This window comes from Lysobacter sp. ISL-50, from assembly GCF_018612875.1.
Classification (GTDB): domain Bacteria; phylum Pseudomonadota; class Gammaproteobacteria; order Xanthomonadales; family Xanthomonadaceae; genus Lysobacter.
Genome location: NZ_JAGGRI010000037.1, coordinates 126,200 through 146,202 on the forward strand (window position 1 = coordinate 126,200; position 20,003 = coordinate 146,202).

The following is a 20,003-nucleotide window of genomic DNA, read 5'->3' on the forward strand; positions in this document are numbered from 1 at the left end:
GGGAACCTGCTTTAGGCGCGCCATCGAATAGATCAGTTATAAATTTAGGTATTCTTTCGGCCTGTTCAATGACATCTCCCGCCACACCTATATAGAGATCACGGACTTCCGCAAGCTCCTAGTCAACATGCGTAAACCGTACCGACTCCTCCCAGGCAAGCGTATTACTGCACACCTCTCCATATAGCCGACACACAGAAACAATATCAACATCATTTCCCGCGATACCGGGCGCACCCCACGCACGCGCGAACTCCGTATTCGTCAGCGCTGTGAAAGCCCGTACGATGCGAAGCATTTCATCAGACTTACCATGCATCCATGTAAAAAACCCCCATTTATCCACACGATGATATGGCTTAACGTACAGACCTCGTTTAAGCGCGTTCCACCTTCGTACAATCGGGGCAATTTCGTAACGCAGAACTTCGGCTGTCAGCAGATACTCCCAATCCACTCCTTTTTCAAGAATCAATCGTTCAGCGAGATAACTCAACTTACCGAACTCTTCGAGGTGTCGCTTCTCATACCGCTGCCGCGCTTCAGCAGATACTTTTCCAACTTTCCGTGCAACACAACTCTCATGTTCGCGCTGCCACTCGAATAGCAGTCCCGCCGGATATCTATTAGGGTCGTCATCTACGATTTTGTGACAATTGGCGCAAAGCCAAATAGCATTATTGATGCCACTGCGATCAATAGACGCCATATCTGGGTCGTAGCGTGCTGAGCCAGGATTCGCACCGTAGATGTGAGCGGCCTCACCAACATTCACCGTATCTGCCACTTCAACGCCCGGGCCACTTGTGATTGCATTGCACTCGGGATTGGAACAAAGATTAGCAGCTCGTTTTGCCAGCGTAACAACGGTCGATTGCTTAAAACGATCTTGAGTAGCCATTAGTCAGTCGTCCCGAGTCCAAACGAAACCTTGCCCAGCAAGAGAGTACGCTGATTGTTAACAGTTAAGACGAATCCTAAATTATAAAAAAGCCGACAGACACGTACCTTGTTTCATAGCTGATTCGTATCACCCTATCCTCGCCAATTAGCATGCCCACTCCAAAACTCCACGGCACGCAAGTAAACCTCCCGATCCAACCCCACCCCCGACCCGCCCTCCTCCACCCCTAGCGCATTACGCATCATCGTAATCGGCGCCATAGGCGTCTCGACCGGCTCGGCGGTGTACATGCACCCGACCACGCCCCAGTCGGCGGTGGTGTCGGTGCCCTCTTTCGCCAGTTGCTCGCGGCTGTAGAGGATGACGATGAAGTAGTCGGCCACGGGCGGGTCGATGCCTTCGAACCAGCGCACCAGCACGGGCAGTTCGTCCTTGGTGCGCGCCTCGTAATCCGAGCGCAGCAGGTGGCGGTTGTCGTCGGTGATCGGCACCGTCAGGCAGCGGGTGCGGGTCCAGTTGCGGTGGACATGCAGTTTGCAGAACGGGGCGTAGCCGTCGAGGACGGTCAGCGGCGGGACGTCGTTGAGGTGACGCTCGAATTGCTCGGGCGTGCAGTCCTGGATGGTGTTGCGGCGCGGTTCGCGCGGGAACAGGCGGGTGCGGGCGAAGTCGGTGAGGATGATGGTCATGGACGCATTATCGAATACCGAGGGGATGCGGGCACGGGTGGGTGGTGTCCGCCGTGGGTGGGGATCGGGTGGTGCGTGCTTTCGGCGGGACGGTGCCGTTACGGGCTGGTACGAGGGCACGGCATGTCGGTGCCGCGTCTGTCGCGCCATCCCGTGTCGCGTCGAATGGCTCGCGTTAACTGGAACGCTGCGCAAGGCGGCGACCTCAAACCGTCATCTTGGGCGCGCTTTGATTCGACTGTTCCTGCGCGCGCGCCTGCGCTTGCTGCTGTTCGCGCTGCGCTTGCTCGGCCTGCGCGATGCGCGTCGCCTCCACTTGCTGATAGCGCGCTTCCACCGGCACCGACAACGCGTCGGCGGTCTTCATGCTGGCTTGGTGCGCGGCGGGATCGGGCGATGGGTGGCCGACTCGGTACACGTGCACCCTCTCGCCCGCGGCCAGATCCGCGGTGGGCGGGTTGAACGCCAGGCGGATGTCGTCCTTGGCTTCGAACTTTTTCTCCGCGGCCATCGCCAGCGCGCTGGCGGTCATGCGCTCGCTCTGCTGGTCCCAGGGTTTTCCGGCTTGGCGATCGAGTTGCTCGACGGCGCCGCGGACTTTCTCGTACAAGGCGCGATCGGGATGGCCGGGGTCTTCGGGCGTGGAGCGCTGGGTCGGCGTGGGCGCCGCCGATGCGGTGCGCGTGGGCTCGGGATCGGCGTGCACTTCCACCGGTTCCAGCGTGGTGATCTTGGGACCGGATTGCTGGCGCTGATAGGTCGCGTCCAGTTCCTGTTTGATGTTGCCTTGCGCTTTGCTGTCCCAGACCATGCCGCGACTGGTCCATTGGCCGTCGGCGCTGCGCTCGTAGGTGTCGCCGTCGGAGGCCAGCATGTGGCCGGGATGTTTGATCGCGTCTTTTACCGCTGCCGGCATTTCGCCGTGGCGGGACCAATCGTATTGGTCGTAAGCGGTTTTGTAGTTGGCCGCGAGCGCGAGCGGGGTTCGGGTCGCGTTGTCGGCGATGACGGCCTGCGATTGTTTTTCGAGTTCCGCCGCGCGTTGCGGGGTCGCGAGGTCGGTGCGGTAACTGGTGGCGCCGAGGTCGACTTGGCCGACGGCGACTTGCCGCGTCCATTGCTTGGTGGCCGCGTTGCGCTCCCAATTGCTCTCTTCGATGCCGCGCGCGTCTTGGACGCTGGCGGGGAGGCTGTAGGGATTCTGCGGCTTCGGCGGGGCCGACAAGGCCAATTCGACCGCGCGACCGGAGGCTTGGAAGTTGAGTCGGTCGGCGAGCGCGGGATCGGCCTTGAGCACTTGCGGCTTGTAGACCGGCGCGCCGTCGCTGCGGCTCATCGCGTCCAGGTCGAGTTCTCGCCGCGTCCAGCCTTGCTGCGGTTGTGCGGGAAGGAACGTCCAGGTGTTGCCGTCTTTATCGTTCTGGTGGTTGATGCGGTATTGGTCGATCCACTCGGCCGCTTTGTCGCCCGCGACCGCGCCCGCGATGCCGCCGATAGCGCAGCCGACCAGCGCACCGGGCCCGGTTTCCGCTGTAACGCCCGCACCGATCGCCGCGCCCGCCGCCATGCCGCCGAATCCGCCGACGCTGCGCGATGCGGTTCCGACGATTTTGGATTCGACGCCGGTCAGGTTGCCTTGGTCGTATTGGCGGGAGGCTTCGTGGGTGGTGGTGGTCACGTCGTAGGCGACCGCCGCGACGGCCGCAGTGCGAAGAACCCCTGTGGCGGCGGCTTTCAACTCAGCGGGACGCACGCGAACAGCGTGGTCAATAGGAGCCGCCTCGTTGGCAAGGTGTTGGACGGACTCTACGGCGCCGCTCTTACCGAGATGATCGACCAAGGCCGTCGCGATAGGGGGTGGGACTTTGGAGTTGCGCTTCAGATCTTCAGCAAGGTCGCGATGTACGACCAGCTGAGCCTTGAGTCCTTCATGGACGAACTGTGTGACTTTTGGATCTTTGAGCCGTGCATCGCGCGCTTGTTCCAACGCGGCGCCGGGTGCGAGCGGACTGGCGCGGTTGTCGTATAGCAGGGCGCCTTCACGATTGAATATGCGGATCTGAACGCCTGTTTCAGCACTTACATGATTCAGGTTACCAGGAAGATCTTTATAAACCTGTGTGCGGAGGTCTTCGGGAACGTAGCGTCCGAAGCCCCGCTCCTTAATGCCCTTCGTGAAACGTTGGTCTACACCCAGCTCGCTTTCCAGTCTATGAGCGGCCATCGCTCGAATCTCAACTTCATACCCTTGAGCTTGCAGCCCCTTGATCTGCTCAGCTACGGAATGGCCGTTGCCCAAGGTGGTGTCTACGATGATATTTCTTCGTTCTTCGACCATGATGCCGCGCAACTCTTTGGCCCACTTGCTGGCATCCGGGTGAGTATCATCGGCCCAGGTGACGGGCCGCTCCTCCCGAAAACGTTCCACATCAGGATGCTGATCGCGAAGTTCGTCCGGATCGATGGCGACCACATCAAAACCGAGTTCGGTCTGAGCGGCCGTCTTTAGCCCGCCCTTGCCCGCACCCGGTTGGCCAGCAAGGAAAATGGCCTTGGGTCTAGCTTGGGCAGTTGTTTCGTAGAAACCACTGTCCGGCAGAATTTTTTCTCGAAGCACACGCTCATACGTTTCCTTATCTAATGTTGTATCGGAAGCACTCATTCGAAGGCTTCCTTATTCGTCTGGAAGTATTCCCACAGCTCTTGGAGCGATCTTCCTCCTAGGCCGATATTTCCGGAGCGAGCACGAGACATTACCTTCGCTTTCGCGGCCGCCTTCTCAATGGCCATCGCGTCACCACTAGCCTCTGCGGCCTTGAGTTCCTTGTTGGCATCGCCGAGGAAGCCGCTCATTGCATCCTCAAGCGCCCACACTGCCTCGTCGTATGGCTGCAATCTCAACTTTGGCTCAAGAAATTCAGCAAGAAGCTCTTGCAGGCGTTCGATATGTTCCGGGTAGTCCTTGAGGATTTCGCGCAACACGGAGGGAACCGGAGGGGGGGCCAACTTAGACATAAAAAATCCTTGTTTCATTTAGGGCAGTGCAGGAAACGCCCAGCCAAAGACTGATCTGCAAAGGAACAGTTGTAGCAATTTGAACAGAACCACGGGAGTGGTCAGTTCAGCAAAGCCTCCTCTTCAGATCATCGGCGCTCCGGTCATGCGAGCAAGTATCTCGGGAAGATCTCGGTGCAGGGCCAATTGCTTTTGCAACCCCATATGCACTGCCTTGGTCACCTTCGGATCGGTAAGCCGGGCCTCCCGGGCTCGTTCAAGCGCCGCTCCGGGCGGCGCTGGGTTGATGCGGCCGTCGTAGATCTCCAGACCATCGCAATTGAAGATGCGGATCGGGATTTCTGCTTGACTGCGTACATGGTCCAAGCTGCTTGGCATGTTCTCGTAGCTTTGCTTACGAAAGGTTGCTTGGTGATAAAGACCGTGGCCATCCCTGAGGAAGCCGCTCAGGAAGCGCGCATCGACGGCGAGCTCGCTCTCCAATCTATGCACGGCCACGGCCCGGACTTGAACTTCATAGCCCTCGGCCTGCAGTAGCCGTATCTGTTCAAGCAGGCTTTCCGCGTCGTTCAACGCGGTATCAATGATGATGTTCTTACGGCCTCGAAGCGCTACCTCTTGCAAGGCCGCGGTCCATAGACCGACATCGTGGTCGGTATCGAGAGGCCAAGTGTATGGGCTCGCGTTGCGCAGTTCACGCACATCCGGCCAATAGCTGCGGAGCCTGTCCGGGTCGATCATGATCAGATCAATGCCCAGGTCTGCTCTCGCCATGCCTGTCAGGGCGCTTTTCCCTGCGCCCGGCTGGCCCACCAAGAAGATCGCCTTGGGTTGGGAGTGGGATGCGGCCTGCTCCATGCCGCTGTCGGGAACGATCCGATCCCAGAAAATCATCTCGCCGATCCTTATGTCCAACGCGCGCTCTCGGGAAGTCATTCGAATGCCTTCTTGTGCAGCTTGAAGTAGCGCCCAAGCCCATCAGGATCGCTGTCGAAACTCAGGAGCGCGCGGCCCATCGTCGATCTTGTGCGTTCGGCCTCGTCGAACAACAAGAGGTTTCCGTCGGCCCGCGCGGCTTCAAGCTGTCGAACGGCCTCTTGAAGGAAGCGGTCGAGCCGGTTCTGAAGCGCCCAGATGGCCTCGTCCAACGGCTGCACTCGGGGCGTCGGCTCTGCGAATTCATTCAGGACTGTTTGTAAGTTTTCGACATACGCCGGGTAGTCCTTGAGCAATTCGCGCAGTTGAGCGGGAACTTCTGGAGGAATCAGTGCTGAAGAACGACCGGGACTCAGGATGTTCTTCAACATCCGACCGAAGATGCTCATTCGAAATCCTTTTGCTGGCGAGACGTCTGTGCCCGCATGGCCTGAGCCCCTGACACGGAGGCAACATCGTGCATTGCGGCCGGCGTTGCAAGCCCGTTTCATTGAATTTTTCGAATGAGATGCTAACTGGCCGCAGTGATCGTGATTTAGCGCAACCGCCGGTTGCGTAAAATTTGACTCGTCCGGTCGCCAGGAAGAACGGGGCATCATGAAAGTGTGCCTATAGCCATTCAACCGGCGGAATTTCGGTGTCCAGCGCAATCTCTGGCACACATTTCATAACTGGCAGTTTCGCTATCGCCGATGTCGCGGCGCGCTATCACCCTGGCATGCGCAAGAACACACGCGACCGAAAGCATCGCCCAATAACAAACAGGCCCGCATCTGCGGGCCTGTTTTTGCTTGCACCGCTAACTCCGACTATCGAACACGTGGAGCGATACCGAAGAAATCCAAGCTCCAATCGAGCAAGACCCCCGAGCCGCCCAAGGTATCGTCGGTTACCCGCAGCTTCCACACGCCGTTGGCCACTTTGTCGGTGAAGTCGAAGGTGTGCACGGCGCTGGGATTGATCGGGCCGTTGACGTGGTCGCGCAGCAGGTAGACCTGACCGTCGGGGGCGATCAGTTCGACTTTGAGATCGGTGCGGTACGGGTGGTTGAGGCGATAGGTGACGGACACGAAGCCGGCGTTGCCGCTCAAGTCGCTGGCGGTAATGGGGCTTTCGACGACGGTGTTGTCGTTGATGAGGTAATCGGTCGGATTGGAACGCCATTCGGATGACCGGCCGTCGTAGCCGTAGTTGGCCATGATGCTGGCGCCGGTCATGTCGGTGTCGGCCTTGATGCGCAGGAAATACGTCATCGGGAAGTAGGCGCGTGGGTTCCGCTCGATTTCGCAGTAAGTGCCCCAACGTCCGGTCGAGCGGCAATGGAAGTCGGTCTCGGTCGGCGGCGCGCCTTCGCGCACGTAGAACGTTCCGGTGCCCGTGCCGAAGCCGATCTGCGAGGTGAAGGAGTAGAAGCGGCCATCGCTCTCGGGCTTCATGATGTTGAAGAGCATGGATTCGCCGGCCCGCAACGAGATGCCGACTCGCGTGACGTTGTTGAGCAGACGCTTGGGATCCAGGTACGGCAGCACGGTCAGTTGCACCGGCAGGCGATGGCTTATCGATCCGCCTGTGCCGACGATCGTCGCTTCGTAGTTGCCCACCGGCGTTTCGGCTGATGCGGTGAAGGCGACGCTGGCGGGGCCGTAGGGATTCACGATCGCCGGGCTGAAGCTCGCGTTGACGCCGGGCGGCAGGCCTTCGATCGTGAGCGCGATGGGCTGGTCCCAGGCGTGCAGCGGGCGGGCGTTGATCTCCAGCCATCCGCTGATGCCGGCATGTTGCGTCACCGCCACCAGCGCGCGGCTGCGGCCGACGGTCCACAGCGTGAAGTCGGGCTTCGGGTTGACGTAGAGCGTCAGCGACGCGCTGCGCACGATGTCGCCGGCGGTGCCGGTGATGGTGATCGGGTATTGGCCCTGCACCGCTTGCGTGGATGCGTTGAAGGTCAAGGTGGAATTCACCGCGGCCTTGGCGCCCGGGTTCACCGGGTTGAGGCTGAAGTTCGCGCTGACGCCGGCGGGCACTCCGCTCACGGTCAGGGTCACCGGATCGTTGAAGGCGTAGCCGGCGACGGTGACGGGCAGTTGGCTGCTTTCGCCGATCAAGGTGATGTGCTGGGTTCCGGCCACCGTCACTTTGAAACCCGAGTCGGCGGTGACGGTGAGGTTCACCATGGCGTTGTGCGCGAGTTCGCCGTAGCTGCCGGTGACGGTGATCGGATAGCTGCCGACCGCCACATTGGCGGCGACGGCCAGGGTGAGCCTGGAACGCACGCTGCCGTTGGCCTGCGGAGTGATCGAGGACTGCGAGAAGCTCGCGGTGACGCCTTGCGGCAGATTCGCGACACTGAGCGCGGTGGGTTTGTTGTACTGCTCGATGCTGGTCAACACGACATAGGTGCTGACCGCGCTTTCGCGGCTGGTGGCGATGGCCGCCGGTTCCATGCTGAGGCTGAAGTCGCCGATGGCCCGGGCCGCGGACGGAACGGCGGCCTGCGCATGCGCGCCGACCATCGCCGCGAGCGCCACCAGTACGAGCGCGCAGGCGCGATAAGCCAATGCGCGCAAACGCCGCTTGGGGATAGTCATATGCCCTCTCCTGAGGAAGACTCGAAGGGTCGCCGTCCCCTGCCGGCGCTGTAACGCGCGGCGATCTTCTCAGAATGCGAACCGGCCTGATGAGAAAAGCCGCATGGTTTGAAGTTCATAAACGGGCTTGCGGCACGCCCTGATTGCGCCGGTGTTCGCAGCCGCCGGCCTTGATGAACGTCTGCGCGTTTTGCGATCACGCAAGCGCTTGCCGACGTGATCCACGTCGCATATCGAATCGATGGTCGCATCACCATGCGATGGACGCTGAATTGCGTTCGCTCAAGCTTGCCCGCGCAGGCCCCTCACCCACAAACGCTTCAGGCCCGTCATGGACGTCACCTGCACGCGCACTGCCGCGAACCTACGTCCGCTCGGGAAGACCGTTCTTCACCGGAGGCGACGCTGAAACAAGTTGGCAGTCACTACCGCACATGAAAATAAGGCCCGCGAAGCAGGGCCGGTGTGTATACGCCCTTCGCCGAACATCGAGACGGTTTTGTTTGTGGTGATTCCTCAATCCGACTCAAGGAGCTCGACCATGAAACGCCGCATCAACATCTTGCGCAATTCCCTGAAGGTTTCGCTGCTGACTTCGATGTTCGCCTGCATGCCGGCCGCCTTGGCCGCGCCGCTGGATTGCTTGACCTATAGTTCGGCCATCGTCGCCGTTCCGTACAACACCTGGACCGCGGTGGACGCGTACTGCCCCGCCGACCGCACTTCGACCGGCGGCGGTTATTTCTTCAACGAGGGCAGCGGCGGCGTGGCCAACATCTGGGCGATGCCGGGCCCGCTCAACAACGGTTGGCGCACATGGGTCGTCCATCACAACGTCGGCGGCGTGCGCCATGTGACGACTTACGCGCGCTGCTGCAAGACGTTTTGAGAAGGCGGGACCACGCTGAAGGAAAGGCGGCCGATGGCCGCCTTTCTTCATGTGCACGGCATGGATGGGAGCTCGCGGCGGCGTGTTGCTTCGATCGGCGATGGCATCTCATTGGAGGCCATCGGGACGATTCGCACAGGAGGTTGTGTGCGGGTGGTGGCGCGAGGTGACTATGCGCCGTCGCGGCGGGTTGGGCTGTCGATAGCTGGAAGCTGCGTCGCTGTGTCGCGGGCGCGGCGAAAAAAAGCCCGCGTGTGGGCGGGCTTGTTCTCTGCGTTCAGCGGGAGGGCGCGCGGCCCTCACCCCGGCCCTCTCCCGCGCCCCGCAGGAAGTCACCTTGGGTGGCAAGCGGGAGAGGAGAGGATTTCGGGTTACATATTGCGCCGGTACTCGCCGCCCACGTCGTACAGCGCATGGCTGATCTGGCCCAGGCTGTGGGTCTTCACCGCTTCCATCAACGACGCGAACACGTTCTTGCGGTCGCGCGCGGCGGCCTGCAGGCTGCGCAGGCCGTCGCTGGCGTAGTCGTTGCGGCCCTGCTGGTACGACAGCACGTTGTCGATCTGCTGGCCCTTTTCTTCCGGGGTGGAGCGGATCAGTTCGATCTCGGTGACGATGTCGCCGCCGTGGTCCTTCGGCAGGAAGGTGTTGACGCCGACCAGCGGCAGGCTGCCGTCGTGCTTCTTGTGTTCGTAGTAGAGGCTTTCTTCCTGGATCTTGCCGCGCTGATACATGGTGTCCATGGCGCCGAGCACGCCGCCGCGCTCGCTGATGGCTTCGAACTCCTTGTATACGGCCTCTTCGACGATGTCGGTGAGGTAGTCCACGGCGAAGCTGCCCTGCCAGGGATTTTCGTTGAAGTTGAGGCCCAGTTCCTTGTTGATGATCATCTGGATCGCAACCGCGCGGCGCACGCTTTCTTCGGTCGGCGTGGTGATGGCTTCATCGTAGGCGTTGGTGTGCAGGCTGTTGCAGTTGTCGAACAGCGCGTACAGGGCCTGCAAGGTGGTGCGGATGTCGTTGAACTGGATTTCCTGCGCGTGCAGCGACCGGCCGCTGGTCTGGATGTGGTACTTCATCATCTGGCTGCGCGGGTCGGCGCCGTAGCGCTCGCGCATGGCGCGGGCCCAGATGCGGCGGGCGACGCGGCCGATGACGGTGTACTCCGGGTCCATGCCGTTGCTGAAGAAGAACGACAGGTTGGGCGCGAAGTCGTCGATCTTCATCCCGCGCGCGAGGTAGTACTCGACGATGGTGAAACCGTTGCTCAGGGTGAAAGCCAGCTGGCTGATCGGGTTCGCGCCGGCTTCGGCGATGTGGTAACCGCTGATCGACACCGAGTAGAAGTTGCGGACGTTCTTGTCGACGAAGTACTGCTGGATGTCGCCCATCATGCGCAGGGCGAATTCGGTGCTGAAGATGCAGGTGTTCTGCGCCTGGTCCTCTTTCAGGATGTCGGCCTGGACGGTGCCGCGCACGGTGGCAAGGGTCTTGTCCTTGATGCGCTGGTAGACATCGGGTTCGACGACCTGATCGCCGGTGATGCCTAGCAGGCCCAGGCCGAGGCCGTCGTTGGTTTCCGGCAGCAGGCCGCTGTATTGCGGGCGCTTGCGATCCGCGAAGATGGCTTCGATCTTGTCGTGCGCGGCGTCCCAGCGGGCGCCGTCTTCGCGCAGGTATTTCTCGACCTGCTGATCGATGGCGGTGTTCATGAACATCGCCAGCAGCATCGGCGCCGGGCCGTTGATGGTCATCGACACCGACGTGGTCGGCGCGCACAGGTCGAAGCCGGAGTACAGCTTCTTCATGTCGTCCAGAGACGCGATGTTGACGCCGGAGTTGCCGATCTTGCCGAAGATGTCCGGACGCACGGCGGGGTCTTCGCCGTACAAGGTCACGCTGTCGAAGGCGGTGGACAGGCGCGCGGCGGGCTGGCCGACCGACAGGTAATGGAAGCGGCGGTTGGTGCGCTCGGGCGTGCCTTCGCCGGCGAACATGCGGATCGGGTCTTCGCCGCTGCGGCGGTACGGGTAGACGCCGCCGGTGTAGGGGTAATAGCCCGGCAGGTTTTCTTTCTGCAGGAAGGTCAGCAGTTCGCCCCAGCTCTTGTAGGTGGGCGCGGCGATCTTCGGGATTTTCTGGTGGCTCAGCGAGTCGCGGTAATTTTCGACGCGGATGGCCTTGCCGCGGACTTCGTATTCGGTGATGTCGTCGGTGATGGACTTGAGGCGCTGCGGCCAGTCGCGCAGGAGCTTGAGGGCTTCCGAGGACAGGGTCTGGACGGCGTCGTTGTAGCGCTGGCGCAAGGTCAGCAGGGTGCGGTCCGCGGCGACCGGGCGGCCCTCACCCGCGCCTTCGGCGCGACCTCTCCCGCCAGCGGGAGAGGTATTCGATGTAGCGTCGGCTCCCTCTCCCGCTTGCGGGAGAGGGCTGGGGTGAGGGTGTCCGGGCAGCAAGGCTTCGGCGGCGTAGAGATTCAGCGCCTTCGGCAGTTCGGCGTCTTCGAGATCGTGCAGCGACTGCCAATACGACTGCGCGCGATCGGCGACTTCCGACTGGCTTTCGATCTGGCGATTGATCGAACGGCCCTGCTCGGCGATCTCGGCGAGGTAACGCACGCGCGCGCCGGGAATCAGCACGGTGGCGCGCGGTTCCTTCAGCGAGGTATCGACTTGCGGCGACCACTTCTCGGCCGGCAGCGACAGCTTCTCGCGCAGCAGGCGGCACAGGTTGACGAACATCCAGCTGATGCCGGGGTCGTTGAACTGGCTGGCGATGGTCGGGTAGACGGGCACGTCTTCGTCGGGCGTGGCGAAGGCGACGCGGTTGCGCTTCCACTGCTTGCGCACGTCGCGCAAGGCGTCTTCGGCGCCGCGCTTGTCGAACTTGTTCAACACCACCAGTTCGGCGTAGTCGAGCATGTCGATCTTTTCCAGCTGGCTCGGCGCGCCGAAGTCGCTGGTCATGACATACATCGGGAAATCGACCAGATCGACGATTTCCGAATCGCTCTGGCCGATGCCGGCGGTTTCGACGATGACCAGGTCGTAGCCCAGGCCGCGCAGCAGGCCGATGCAGTCCTTCAGCACGGTGTTGGTGGCGGCGTTCTGGCGGCGGGTGGCCATCGAGCGCATGTACACGCGCGGGCTGCGCAGCGAGTTCATGCGGATGCGGTCGCCGAGCAGCGCGCCGCCGGTGCGGCGGCGGGTCGGATCGACCGAGATCACCGCCATGCGCATGTCGGGGAAATTGGCCAGGAAACGGTTGAGCAGTTCGTCGGTGACCGACGACTTGCCGGCGCCACCGGTGCCGGTGATGCCGACCACCGGGGTCTTGCCGCCGGCCAGTTGCCATTGCTTGCGCAGGTGGGCCAGCTGGCTTTCGTCGAGGGTGCCCTCTTCGATCGCCGAGAGCATCTTGCCGATGGTGATTTCGTCGTCGATCGCGGCCGGCTTGTCCGGGGCGGTGTCGGCGATGCGGCCTTCGCTGGCGCGGCGGACCACGTCTTCGATCATCGCCACCAGGCCCATGTGCATGCCGTCGTTGGGATGGTAGATGCGCTCGACGCCGTAAGCCTGCAGTTCGCGGATTTCTTCCGGAGTGATGGTGCCGCCGCCGCCGCCGAACACGCGGATGTGGCCGGCGCCGCGCTCGCGCAGCATATCGACCATGTACTTGAAGTATTCGACGTGGCCGCCCTGGTAGCTGGACAGGGCGATGCCGTCGGCGTCTTCCTGCAGCGCGGCGCGGACGACGTCCTCGACCGAGCGGTTGTGGCCGAGGTGGACGACTTCGGCGCCCTGCCCCTGGATCAGGCGACGCATGATGTTGATCGCGGCGTCGTGGCCGTCGAACAGACTGGCGGCGGTGACGAAACGCAGCGGCGTGGCGTCGGGCTGGGCGGCGGGAATTTTGGCGGCGGTCGTGCTCATCGGCTTCTCGATACGCGGGTCTGGCTGTGCGTATTGTAGCTCCGTGAAGCAGGCCCGGTTCGGCGGGTGGCCGTGCGGTGCAGGATGGTCGGCTTTGGCAGAGGATGGGATGCGGTGTCAATGGGGTTTGCGGAATCCTCGTGCCGTGGTTTCGCGAACGCGGGCTGCGTTTTGCTTCGGCGGAGCCGAATCGTCGGAAACTTCAGCGCCATCTTTCAGGCCGTCATTCCCGCGAACGCGGGAATCCAGAGCCTTTCGAGCGCGAACCCTCCAGGCCGTCATTCCCGCGAACGCGGGAATCCAGGGCCTTTCGTGCGAGAACGTTTGAGGTCTCTGGATTCCCGCGTTCGCGGGAATGACGGCCTGGAGAGATGACGCTCGCACTGCCCGCACACACATCCGGCCGATCCATGCAGCCGCCCTTCAGCAATCTGGCACGCCTCTGAACGCTTTCCCGCCCCAGGTCAACACGCCCGAAGCCGCGGCGTTGCCATCGGTAACGGCGGGTGGCCGCCGAATCCGAGGAGAACGGTCATGGCAATGCGTCCTTTGATGCTGACGGCGGTACTGGGCGTGGCGACGCTGGCGGGTGCGCATGCGCCGCTGGCGCAGGCGCGCACCTATGTGGGCGTGGACGTGCGCGTGGCGCCTCCGCCGCCGCGGTATGAGCGGGTGCGGGTGCGGTCGGGATATGTGTGGGCGCCGGGGCATTGGCGTTGGGACGGCCGCGGTTATTACTGGGTCGGCGGGGCCTATGTGGTTTCGCGCCCGGGCTATGTGTACGTGGGGCCGCGCTGGCATGCGTACGGGCCGGCGTGGCGGTTCCATCCGGGGCGTTGGGAGCGTCGTTGAGCTACTGGGTGATGGTGCGCGGTCAGATTGAAGCTAATCCCCCTTAATCCCCCTTTTTCAAAGGGGGAGACTGCTGGCGCGGCGATCTGGGGGCTGCGCTGTGATGGCCTCGCCTGCCGGGTGCGACGCGTCTCGATAGTGGACGCGTCGCACCGCTGCTGGCTGCCGCGATCCCTGCGGCGGTACGGCTCCGGTGAATCATTTTTATCTCGCCAACATGATCATTTGTTGACAGCGCGGGCGATGGCGCTGCGCCGGTCGGCGTTGCCGGCTTCGGAGCGGTGGATGTCGAAGCTGGCGGTGGTGCCGGTCTGGCCGAGGATGCGCGCGAGGGTCGCGGCCAAGGTCGCGCGGTCGTCGTCGAAGCCGCCGTGCGTGGTCGAGGCCGATGCGTCCGGCGAGCCATCGGGCGCGCCGGCGGTCGGCGACTGGATCCAGTCGATGCGGCCGCTGTCGATGAGTTCGCGCAATTCCACCGAACCTTGCGCGGCGTCGCGATCCAGGAACCGCGCCATGCCGAGCAAGGGCGTGCCGTGCCGATAGCGCTTGTTGATCCAGGTGCGCGGCTGGCGTTCGAAAGCATGCGCGACCAGGTACAGCAGCGACTTGTGGTAGATGCCGGCGCAGTGGTCGTCGTTCTCGGCCTTGTCGGTCAGGGTGAACAAGGCCATGCGCTTGATCGCGCCGCTGCGCAGCGCTGGCGCGTAGGTGTCTAGGAACAGATCGACGGTGATCGCCGGCGCCCACAGGGTCAGGGTTTCGATCTGCCGGCCCAGGCCCTGCATGCCGACCGCGGGGCCGCTGGGCACGACGCCTTGCGTGGTCAGCAACTGCACCAGCGGCGCCAGCAGGATCGAGCCGGCGCTGTGTCCGGCCAGATGCAATTCCAGCTTGGGATCGCGCGCGATCCATTCGTCGAGCAGTCGCGCGACCAGCGCCGCGCCGCCGGCTTCGCGCACCGTGCCGTCGGCCAGCGGCGTGCGCGCGGTGGTCGCGAGCAGGCCGTTTTCCTTGATCTCGTCCCACATCAGCTTGCCGCCGGCGGCGCGCGCGAGCGGTTCCAGGGTGTCGTCGAAGCGGTCCAGCAGCAGATCCTTGGCTTTATCGACCACGCCTTCGCTGCGCGGCTTGGCGACATCGCGCAGGATGTTGCCCAGCGTGGTCCAGGCGTCGGTCTTCCAGATGAAGGACAGCGGATAGATCTGTTTGCCGAGCAGCGTCTGGCGGTAATCGGCGACTCGCTGGATCGCGCCCTGCTCCGGCACCAGTCCGCCGTGCGCGTACAGCAGCACGCGTTTTTTCTCCCAGTCGGCGGTGATGCGCGGCAAGTCCTTGCGGATCAGATTGCGCACGTCGTCGGCGTTGGTGCCGAAGCGGCCGTCGTCGCGCAGGCAGCCGTTGTTGCCGAGGCTGACGATGTGCGGACGCAGATCGGCCTGCGAGTAACCGGTGGACTGGCGCGCCACGCTGGAATGGCTGACCGCGCTGGACTGAGCGTTGTGCAGACGCACCGGCACCGCCAGCCGCGCCACCCACACGTCGGTGCCGCGTTCCAGCCATTCGTCGTAGCTGATGTAGCCGTAGCCGTTCAAGCCCCAGGTCTTGCCCCAGGAGTTCTGAATCCAGAAGCCGTCTTCGTCGTAACCGACGATGGCGAAGGCGTGGTAGCCGGCGATCTCCTGGCGTTTCCATGCGATGCGGCCGCGCACGGGAGCGTCCCAGCCGTCGTGCACCGCGGCCGAGGCGTACAGCACGCCGACTTCGGCGAAGGCTGCGTGCATCGCCACCAGATCCTTGTGATTGACGCGGAAATAGGCGCCGAGCGGACGCAGCGTCGCGTCGCGGGCGCGTTGCTCGGTATAGGTCTCGATGCTGTCGCCGACTTTGTACGGCCAGATTTTTTCCGAACACACGCCGTGGTGATGCCAGCCTTTCATCGCCCCACGGCAACTGGAGCCGGAATATTTTTCGCCGCGCCATTCGTCGTAACGGCGGGCCATGTCGTAGAGCATGCGGGTGCTGACCGGGGCCAGCTTCGCGCGCGGATTGCGCCGGCGCAGCAGCGCGTGCGCGACCGCGGCGAGGCCGAACGCGGTGCAGGCGCCTTCGTCGCCCTGGTCGAGGATCGGCAGGCGCAGTTTCAGGTGTTCGCTCAAGGGTTTGTGCGAGGGCACTTCGACCAGGGTCGGCTCGAACATGCTGTCGCGGAAGTCGGCGGTGTCCGGGCGCGCATCGAGCAGGCGCGAGCGCAGTTTCGGCGCGGTTTTCTTCACCGCGGTCTTAGTCGCGGTCTTGCCCGCGCGCCGGGCCGGGCGTTCGGCGGCGGCGCCAGCGGCGATGGTGCGCTTGCGTGAAGCGGCGGCGTTCCTTGCGGTGGCCATGAAGTCGGCGTCCTGTGGCGATGATGGTGCGATCTGCATCCGGGCTAACGCCGTCGAGCGGCGGCTCCGGACAAATCGAATCCATCATTATCGTGTTTATGCTCCACATGATCAGAGACTTGGAAAGCCGTTTTCGGCACAAGCGGCGGCCGAGCGGCGGATCGCTCGCATCATCGGCGTCCACCGGCCGCGCGCTTTGGATCGTGGCAAACGACCGTCCCGGCAAACCCGCCGCCGGCCGCGCCTACCCTACGGAACACGTACCTAGCCGTATTGCCCGATTGCTTTAGACTAGCGCCCCTGCGCCGGCCGCCATTCCACCGCCGCACAAGCGAATTCATTTCATTTCAACGACTTAACCCACAGCCAGGCGCGACGCGTAAGCGCAATCTTCCGCGCACTCCCGCCCGGTTCGGAGCACCCGATGATTTTCGAAACCCTCGACACCTTCGGCCATGAGCAGGTCGTGTTCTGCCATAACAAGGACGCCGGCCTGAAGGCCATCATCGCGATCCATAACACCGTGCTCGGCCCGGCCCTGGGTGGCCTGCGGATGTGGCCGTACAAGACCGAGCAGGACGCGCTGAACGACGTGCTGCGCCTGAGCCGCGGCATGACCTACAAGAACGCGGTCGCCGGCTTGAACATCGGCGGCGGCAAGGCGGTGATCATCGGCGATCCTTCCGCGGACAAGTCCGAAGCGCTGTTCCGCGCGTTCGGCAAGTTCGTCGATTCGCTGGGCGGCCGTTACATCACCGCGGAAGACGTCGGCATCGATGTCAACGACATGGAATACGTGTACCGCGAGACCGAATACGTCACCGGCGTGCACCAAGTCCACGGCGGTTCGGGCGATCCCTCGCCGTTCACCGCCTACGGCACCCTGCAGGGCCTGATGGCGTCGCTGAACAAGCGCTTCGGCGACGAGGAAGTCGGCAAGTACAGCTACGCCGTGCAGGGCCTGGGCCATGTCGGCATGGAATTCGTGAAGTTGCTCAAGGAGCGCGGCGCGAAGATCTTCGTCACCGACATCAACAAGGGTCTGGTCGAGAAGGCCGTGTCCGAATACGGCGCCGAAGCCGTCGGCCTGGACGAAATCTACGACGTCAACGCCGACGTATACTCGCCGTGCGCGCTGGGCGGCACCGTCAATGAGCAGACCTTGCCGCGCCTGAAGGCCAAGATCATCTGCGGCGCGGCCAACAACCAGCTGGCCAACAACGCCATCGGCGACGAAGTCGCCAAGCGCGGCATCCTGTACGCACCGGATTACGCGGTGAACGCCGGCGGCGTGATGAACGTGGCGCTGGAACTCGACGGCTACAACCGCGAGCGCGCCATGCGCATGATGCGCACGATCTATCACAACCTCGGCCGCATCTTCGAGATCGCCGAGCGCGACAGCATCCCGACCTACACCGCCGCCGACCGCCTGGCCGAAGAGCGCATCAGCGCGATCGGCAAGTTGAAGCTGCCGCTCGGCCGCTCCAACCCCAGCTTCCGCGGACGCATCCGCAGCGGCCACTGACGCACACTTCGACGGGGCCATCGGCCCCGTCGTCGTATTCGGAGTAGGGTTTTCACCGTCGATCTGCGTTGATGGAATGCGCCGGCCTGTCCGCCGATCGCGCCGCAGCGCGATTGGTTCCCAAATCGCTGTGTATACGTAAAGGATTCCGCCATGCGCAAACACACTTTCGCCACGCTCATCGCACTGAGCCTGGCTTTCGCCGCGCAGGCCGGCGAGCCGGCCAAGCCGGCCGCGCACGCCGCTCACGACGCGCTGGACTACGAACATCAGGAACAATGGCAGGCCGCGCACGACAAGTCGCAGTCGCCGATCGACATCGTCGCCGCCTCCGCGGTCGCCGCCGCCGACGACGAGCCGCGCGCGCTGGAGTTCCAGCACACCCGCGGCGGGATCGACAAGGTCGAGGACAACGGCCATGCGGTGCAGGTGGATACCCACGCCACGCAGGCGACCATCCGCGGCCGCCGCTTCACCCTGGCGCAGTTCCATTTCCACGCCCAGAGCGAGCACACCCTGGACGGCAAGCATTTCCCGCTGGAAGGCCACTTCGTGTTCAAGGCGCAGGACGGCCGTCTGGCGGTGGTCGGCGTGATGTATGAACAGGGCAAGGCCAATGCCGTCGCGCAGGAAGTGCTCGACGACCTCAAGCCGCGCAAGAATAAGGCCAAGCCGGCCCAGCAAGAGATCGACATCGAAGGCCTGCTGCCGAAGTCGCGCGGCTACTTCCACTACCTGGGTTCGCTCACCACCCCGCCGTTGACGGAAAATGTGGAGTGGTACGTGCTGCCGGCGCCGGTGACGATGTCGAAGAAGCAGATCGACGGATTCTTGTCCCACTACCGTCGCAACAACCGCAACATCCAACCGCTCAACGGGCGGCCGCTGATTCGTTACGAGGGCTGATATGCGCAGTTTTCCCCTGGGTGAAGAGATCGACGCGCTGCGCGATGCAGTGCGCCGTTTCGCCGACGCCGAAATCGCTCCGCGCGCGGAGCAGATCGATCACGACAACGCGTTTCCGCAAGACCTGTGGCTCAAATTGGGCGAGATGGGTCTGCTCGGCATGACCGTGCCGGGCGAATACGGCGGCAGCGAGATGGGCTATCTGGCCCATCTGGTGGCGATGGAAGAGATTTCGCGCGCGTCCGGTTCGGTCGGTCTTTCCTATGGCGCGCACTCCAACCTGTGCGTATCCAACCTCTACGCCAACGCCAACGAGGCCCAGCGCCGCAAGTACCTGCCCAAGCTGTGCAGCGGCGAGTGGAAGGGCGCGCTGGCGATGAGCGAACCGGGCGCCGGTTCCGACGTGGTCGGCTCGATGAGCTGCCGCGCCGAACTCAAGGACGGCGTGTGGGTCGCCAACGGCAACAAGATGTGGATCACCAACGGCCCCGAGGCCGACGTGCTGATCGTGTACATGCGCACCGCGGGCAAGAACGCGGGCAGCAAGTGCATGACGGCGTTCATCGTCGAAAAGGGCATGAAGGGGTTTTCCACCGCGCAGAAACTCGACAAGCTGGGCATGCGCGGCTCGAACACCTGCGAGCTGGTGTTCGAGGACTGCGAGATTCCGGCCGAGAACGTGCTCGGCGAAGTGCATCACGGCGTCAAGGTGCTGATGAGCGGCCTCAACACCGAGCGCCTGGTGTTGACCGGCGGCCCGCTGGGCTTGATGCAGTCGGCGCTGGACATCGCCCTGCCCTACGTGCGCGAGCGCAAGCAGTTCGACGTCGCCATCGGCACCTTCAGCCTGATGCAGGGCAAGATCGCCGACATGTACACCGCGCTGCAGTCCAGCCGCGCGTTCGCGTATCAGGTCGGGCGCGATTTCGATGCCGGGCATAAGAGCCGGATCGATTCGGCGTCGTGTTTGCTGCATGCCTCCGATGCGGCGGTGCAGGTGGCGCTGGAAGCGATCCAGACCCTGGGCGGCAACGGCTACATCAATGAGTATCCGACCGGGCGGATTCTGCGCGACGCGAAGTTGTATGCGATCGGCGCGGGGACCAACGAGATCCGACGCATGCTGATCGGACGCGAGTTGTTCGACGGCAAGAGCTGAGGCGGGGTTACGTTTCGGTGCAAGACGCCGCTACGGAAACGTGGCGGCGTTTTTGTTTGGGCGGAAAGCAAATCTCCCCTAGCCCCTCTTTTTCAAAGAGGGGAACCTGTCTGCCAGGGCTGGGGGTTGCGTAGCCGCGTTGTGGCCGAAGGCGGACGGCGAACCACCTGAAATCCCGCGTCCGACCACCCCACCGCGAACGCGTTCCCCTCTTTGAAAAAGAG

At 63.1% G+C, this 20,003-nt stretch carries 14 protein-coding genes; 5 read left to right on the forward strand and 9 right to left on the reverse strand.

Features of this window, described 5'->3' with window-relative positions; all coding sequences use genetic code 11:
* Positions 1 to 118: 118 nt before the first annotated feature.
* From J7J50_RS19910 to J7J50_RS19940, 7 genes are all read right to left on the reverse strand, one after another.
* Entirely contained in the window at positions 119 to 901 is a 783-nt protein-coding gene (locus J7J50_RS19910; RefSeq protein WP_215055606.1) for a hypothetical protein, read from the reverse strand.
* A 134-nt stretch (positions 902 to 1,035) separates the two neighbouring features.
* Positions 1,036 to 1,593 (reverse strand): DUF3228 family protein, encoded by a 558-nt coding sequence (locus tag J7J50_RS19915; RefSeq protein WP_215055607.1) that lies wholly within the window; start codon positions 1,591 to 1,593, stop codon positions 1,036 to 1,038.
* 205 nt (positions 1,594 to 1,798) lie between these two features.
* Complete coding sequence (locus tag J7J50_RS19920; protein WP_215055608.1) at positions 1,799 to 4,255, reverse strand: zeta toxin family protein; 2,457 nt, start codon at positions 4,253 to 4,255, stop codon at positions 1,799 to 1,801.
* Positions 4,252 to 4,608, reverse strand: a complete 357-nt coding sequence (locus J7J50_RS19925) for a hypothetical protein (protein ID WP_251044493.1) — start codon at positions 4,606 to 4,608, stop codon at positions 4,252 to 4,254. The genes J7J50_RS19920 and J7J50_RS19925 overlap by 4 nt, the downstream gene beginning before the upstream one ends.
* A 123-nt stretch (positions 4,609 to 4,731) precedes the next feature.
* Complete coding sequence (locus tag J7J50_RS19930) at positions 4,732 to 5,502, reverse strand: zeta toxin family protein (protein ID WP_215055609.1); 771 nt, start codon at positions 5,500 to 5,502, stop codon at positions 4,732 to 4,734.
* A gap of 38 nt (positions 5,503 to 5,540) precedes the next feature.
* Complete coding sequence (locus J7J50_RS19935; RefSeq protein WP_215055610.1) at positions 5,541 to 5,933, reverse strand: hypothetical protein; 393 nt, start codon at positions 5,931 to 5,933, stop codon at positions 5,541 to 5,543.
* A gap of 420 nt (positions 5,934 to 6,353) precedes the next feature.
* The gene (locus J7J50_RS19940; protein WP_215055611.1) at positions 6,354 to 8,132 is read right to left on the reverse strand and encodes a proprotein convertase P-domain-containing protein; all 1,779 of its coding nucleotides are present in this window, start codon (positions 8,130 to 8,132) and stop codon (positions 6,354 to 6,356) included.
* Between the two features lie 541 nt (positions 8,133 to 8,673).
* Between J7J50_RS19940 and J7J50_RS19945 the strand changes: the two genes are divergently transcribed.
* Positions 8,674 to 9,021, forward strand: coding sequence for a hypothetical protein (locus J7J50_RS19945; protein ID WP_215055612.1), 348 nt, complete (start codon positions 8,674 to 8,676; stop codon positions 9,019 to 9,021).
* Between the two features lie 371 nt (positions 9,022 to 9,392).
* Here J7J50_RS19945 and J7J50_RS19950 read toward each other — a convergent pair whose 3' ends face one another.
* Positions 9,393 to 12,953: a methylmalonyl-CoA mutase family protein gene (locus tag J7J50_RS19950; protein WP_215055613.1), complete on the reverse strand. Its 3,561-nt coding sequence runs from the start codon at positions 12,951 to 12,953 to the stop codon at positions 9,393 to 9,395.
* A 534-nt stretch (positions 12,954 to 13,487) separates the two neighbouring features.
* Between J7J50_RS19950 and J7J50_RS19955 the strand changes: the two genes are divergently transcribed.
* Positions 13,488 to 13,805, forward strand: coding sequence for a YXWGXW repeat-containing protein (locus J7J50_RS19955; RefSeq protein WP_251044492.1), 318 nt, complete (start codon positions 13,488 to 13,490; stop codon positions 13,803 to 13,805).
* 221 nt (positions 13,806 to 14,026) lie between these two features.
* Here the strand turns inward: J7J50_RS19955 and J7J50_RS19960 are convergent, their stop codons facing one another.
* A complete protein-coding gene (locus J7J50_RS19960; RefSeq protein WP_215055614.1) occupies positions 14,027 to 16,186 on the reverse strand; it encodes a C1 family peptidase in 2,160 nt (719 codons plus the stop codon).
* A gap of 424 nt (positions 16,187 to 16,610) precedes the next feature.
* Between J7J50_RS19960 and J7J50_RS19965 the strand changes: the two genes are divergently transcribed.
* The 3 genes from J7J50_RS19965 to J7J50_RS19975 all read left to right on the forward strand — a co-directional run bounded on the left by J7J50_RS19965 (position 16,611) and on the right by J7J50_RS19975 (position 19,779).
* Positions 16,611 to 17,714 carry a Glu/Leu/Phe/Val dehydrogenase dimerization domain-containing protein gene (locus J7J50_RS19965; protein WP_057942586.1) on the forward strand — a complete coding sequence of 368 codons (1,104 nt, stop codon included), beginning with the start codon at positions 16,611 to 16,613 and terminating at the stop codon, positions 17,712 to 17,714.
* Between the two features lie 153 nt (positions 17,715 to 17,867).
* Positions 17,868 to 18,620 (forward strand): carbonic anhydrase family protein, encoded by a 753-nt coding sequence (locus tag J7J50_RS19970; protein ID WP_215055615.1) that lies wholly within the window; start codon positions 17,868 to 17,870, stop codon positions 18,618 to 18,620.
* Between the two features lies 1 nt (position 18,621).
* Positions 18,622 to 19,779 (forward strand): isovaleryl-CoA dehydrogenase, encoded by a 1,158-nt coding sequence (locus J7J50_RS19975; protein WP_215055616.1) that lies wholly within the window; start codon positions 18,622 to 18,624, stop codon positions 19,777 to 19,779.
* Positions 19,780 to 20,003: the final 224 nt, after the last annotated feature.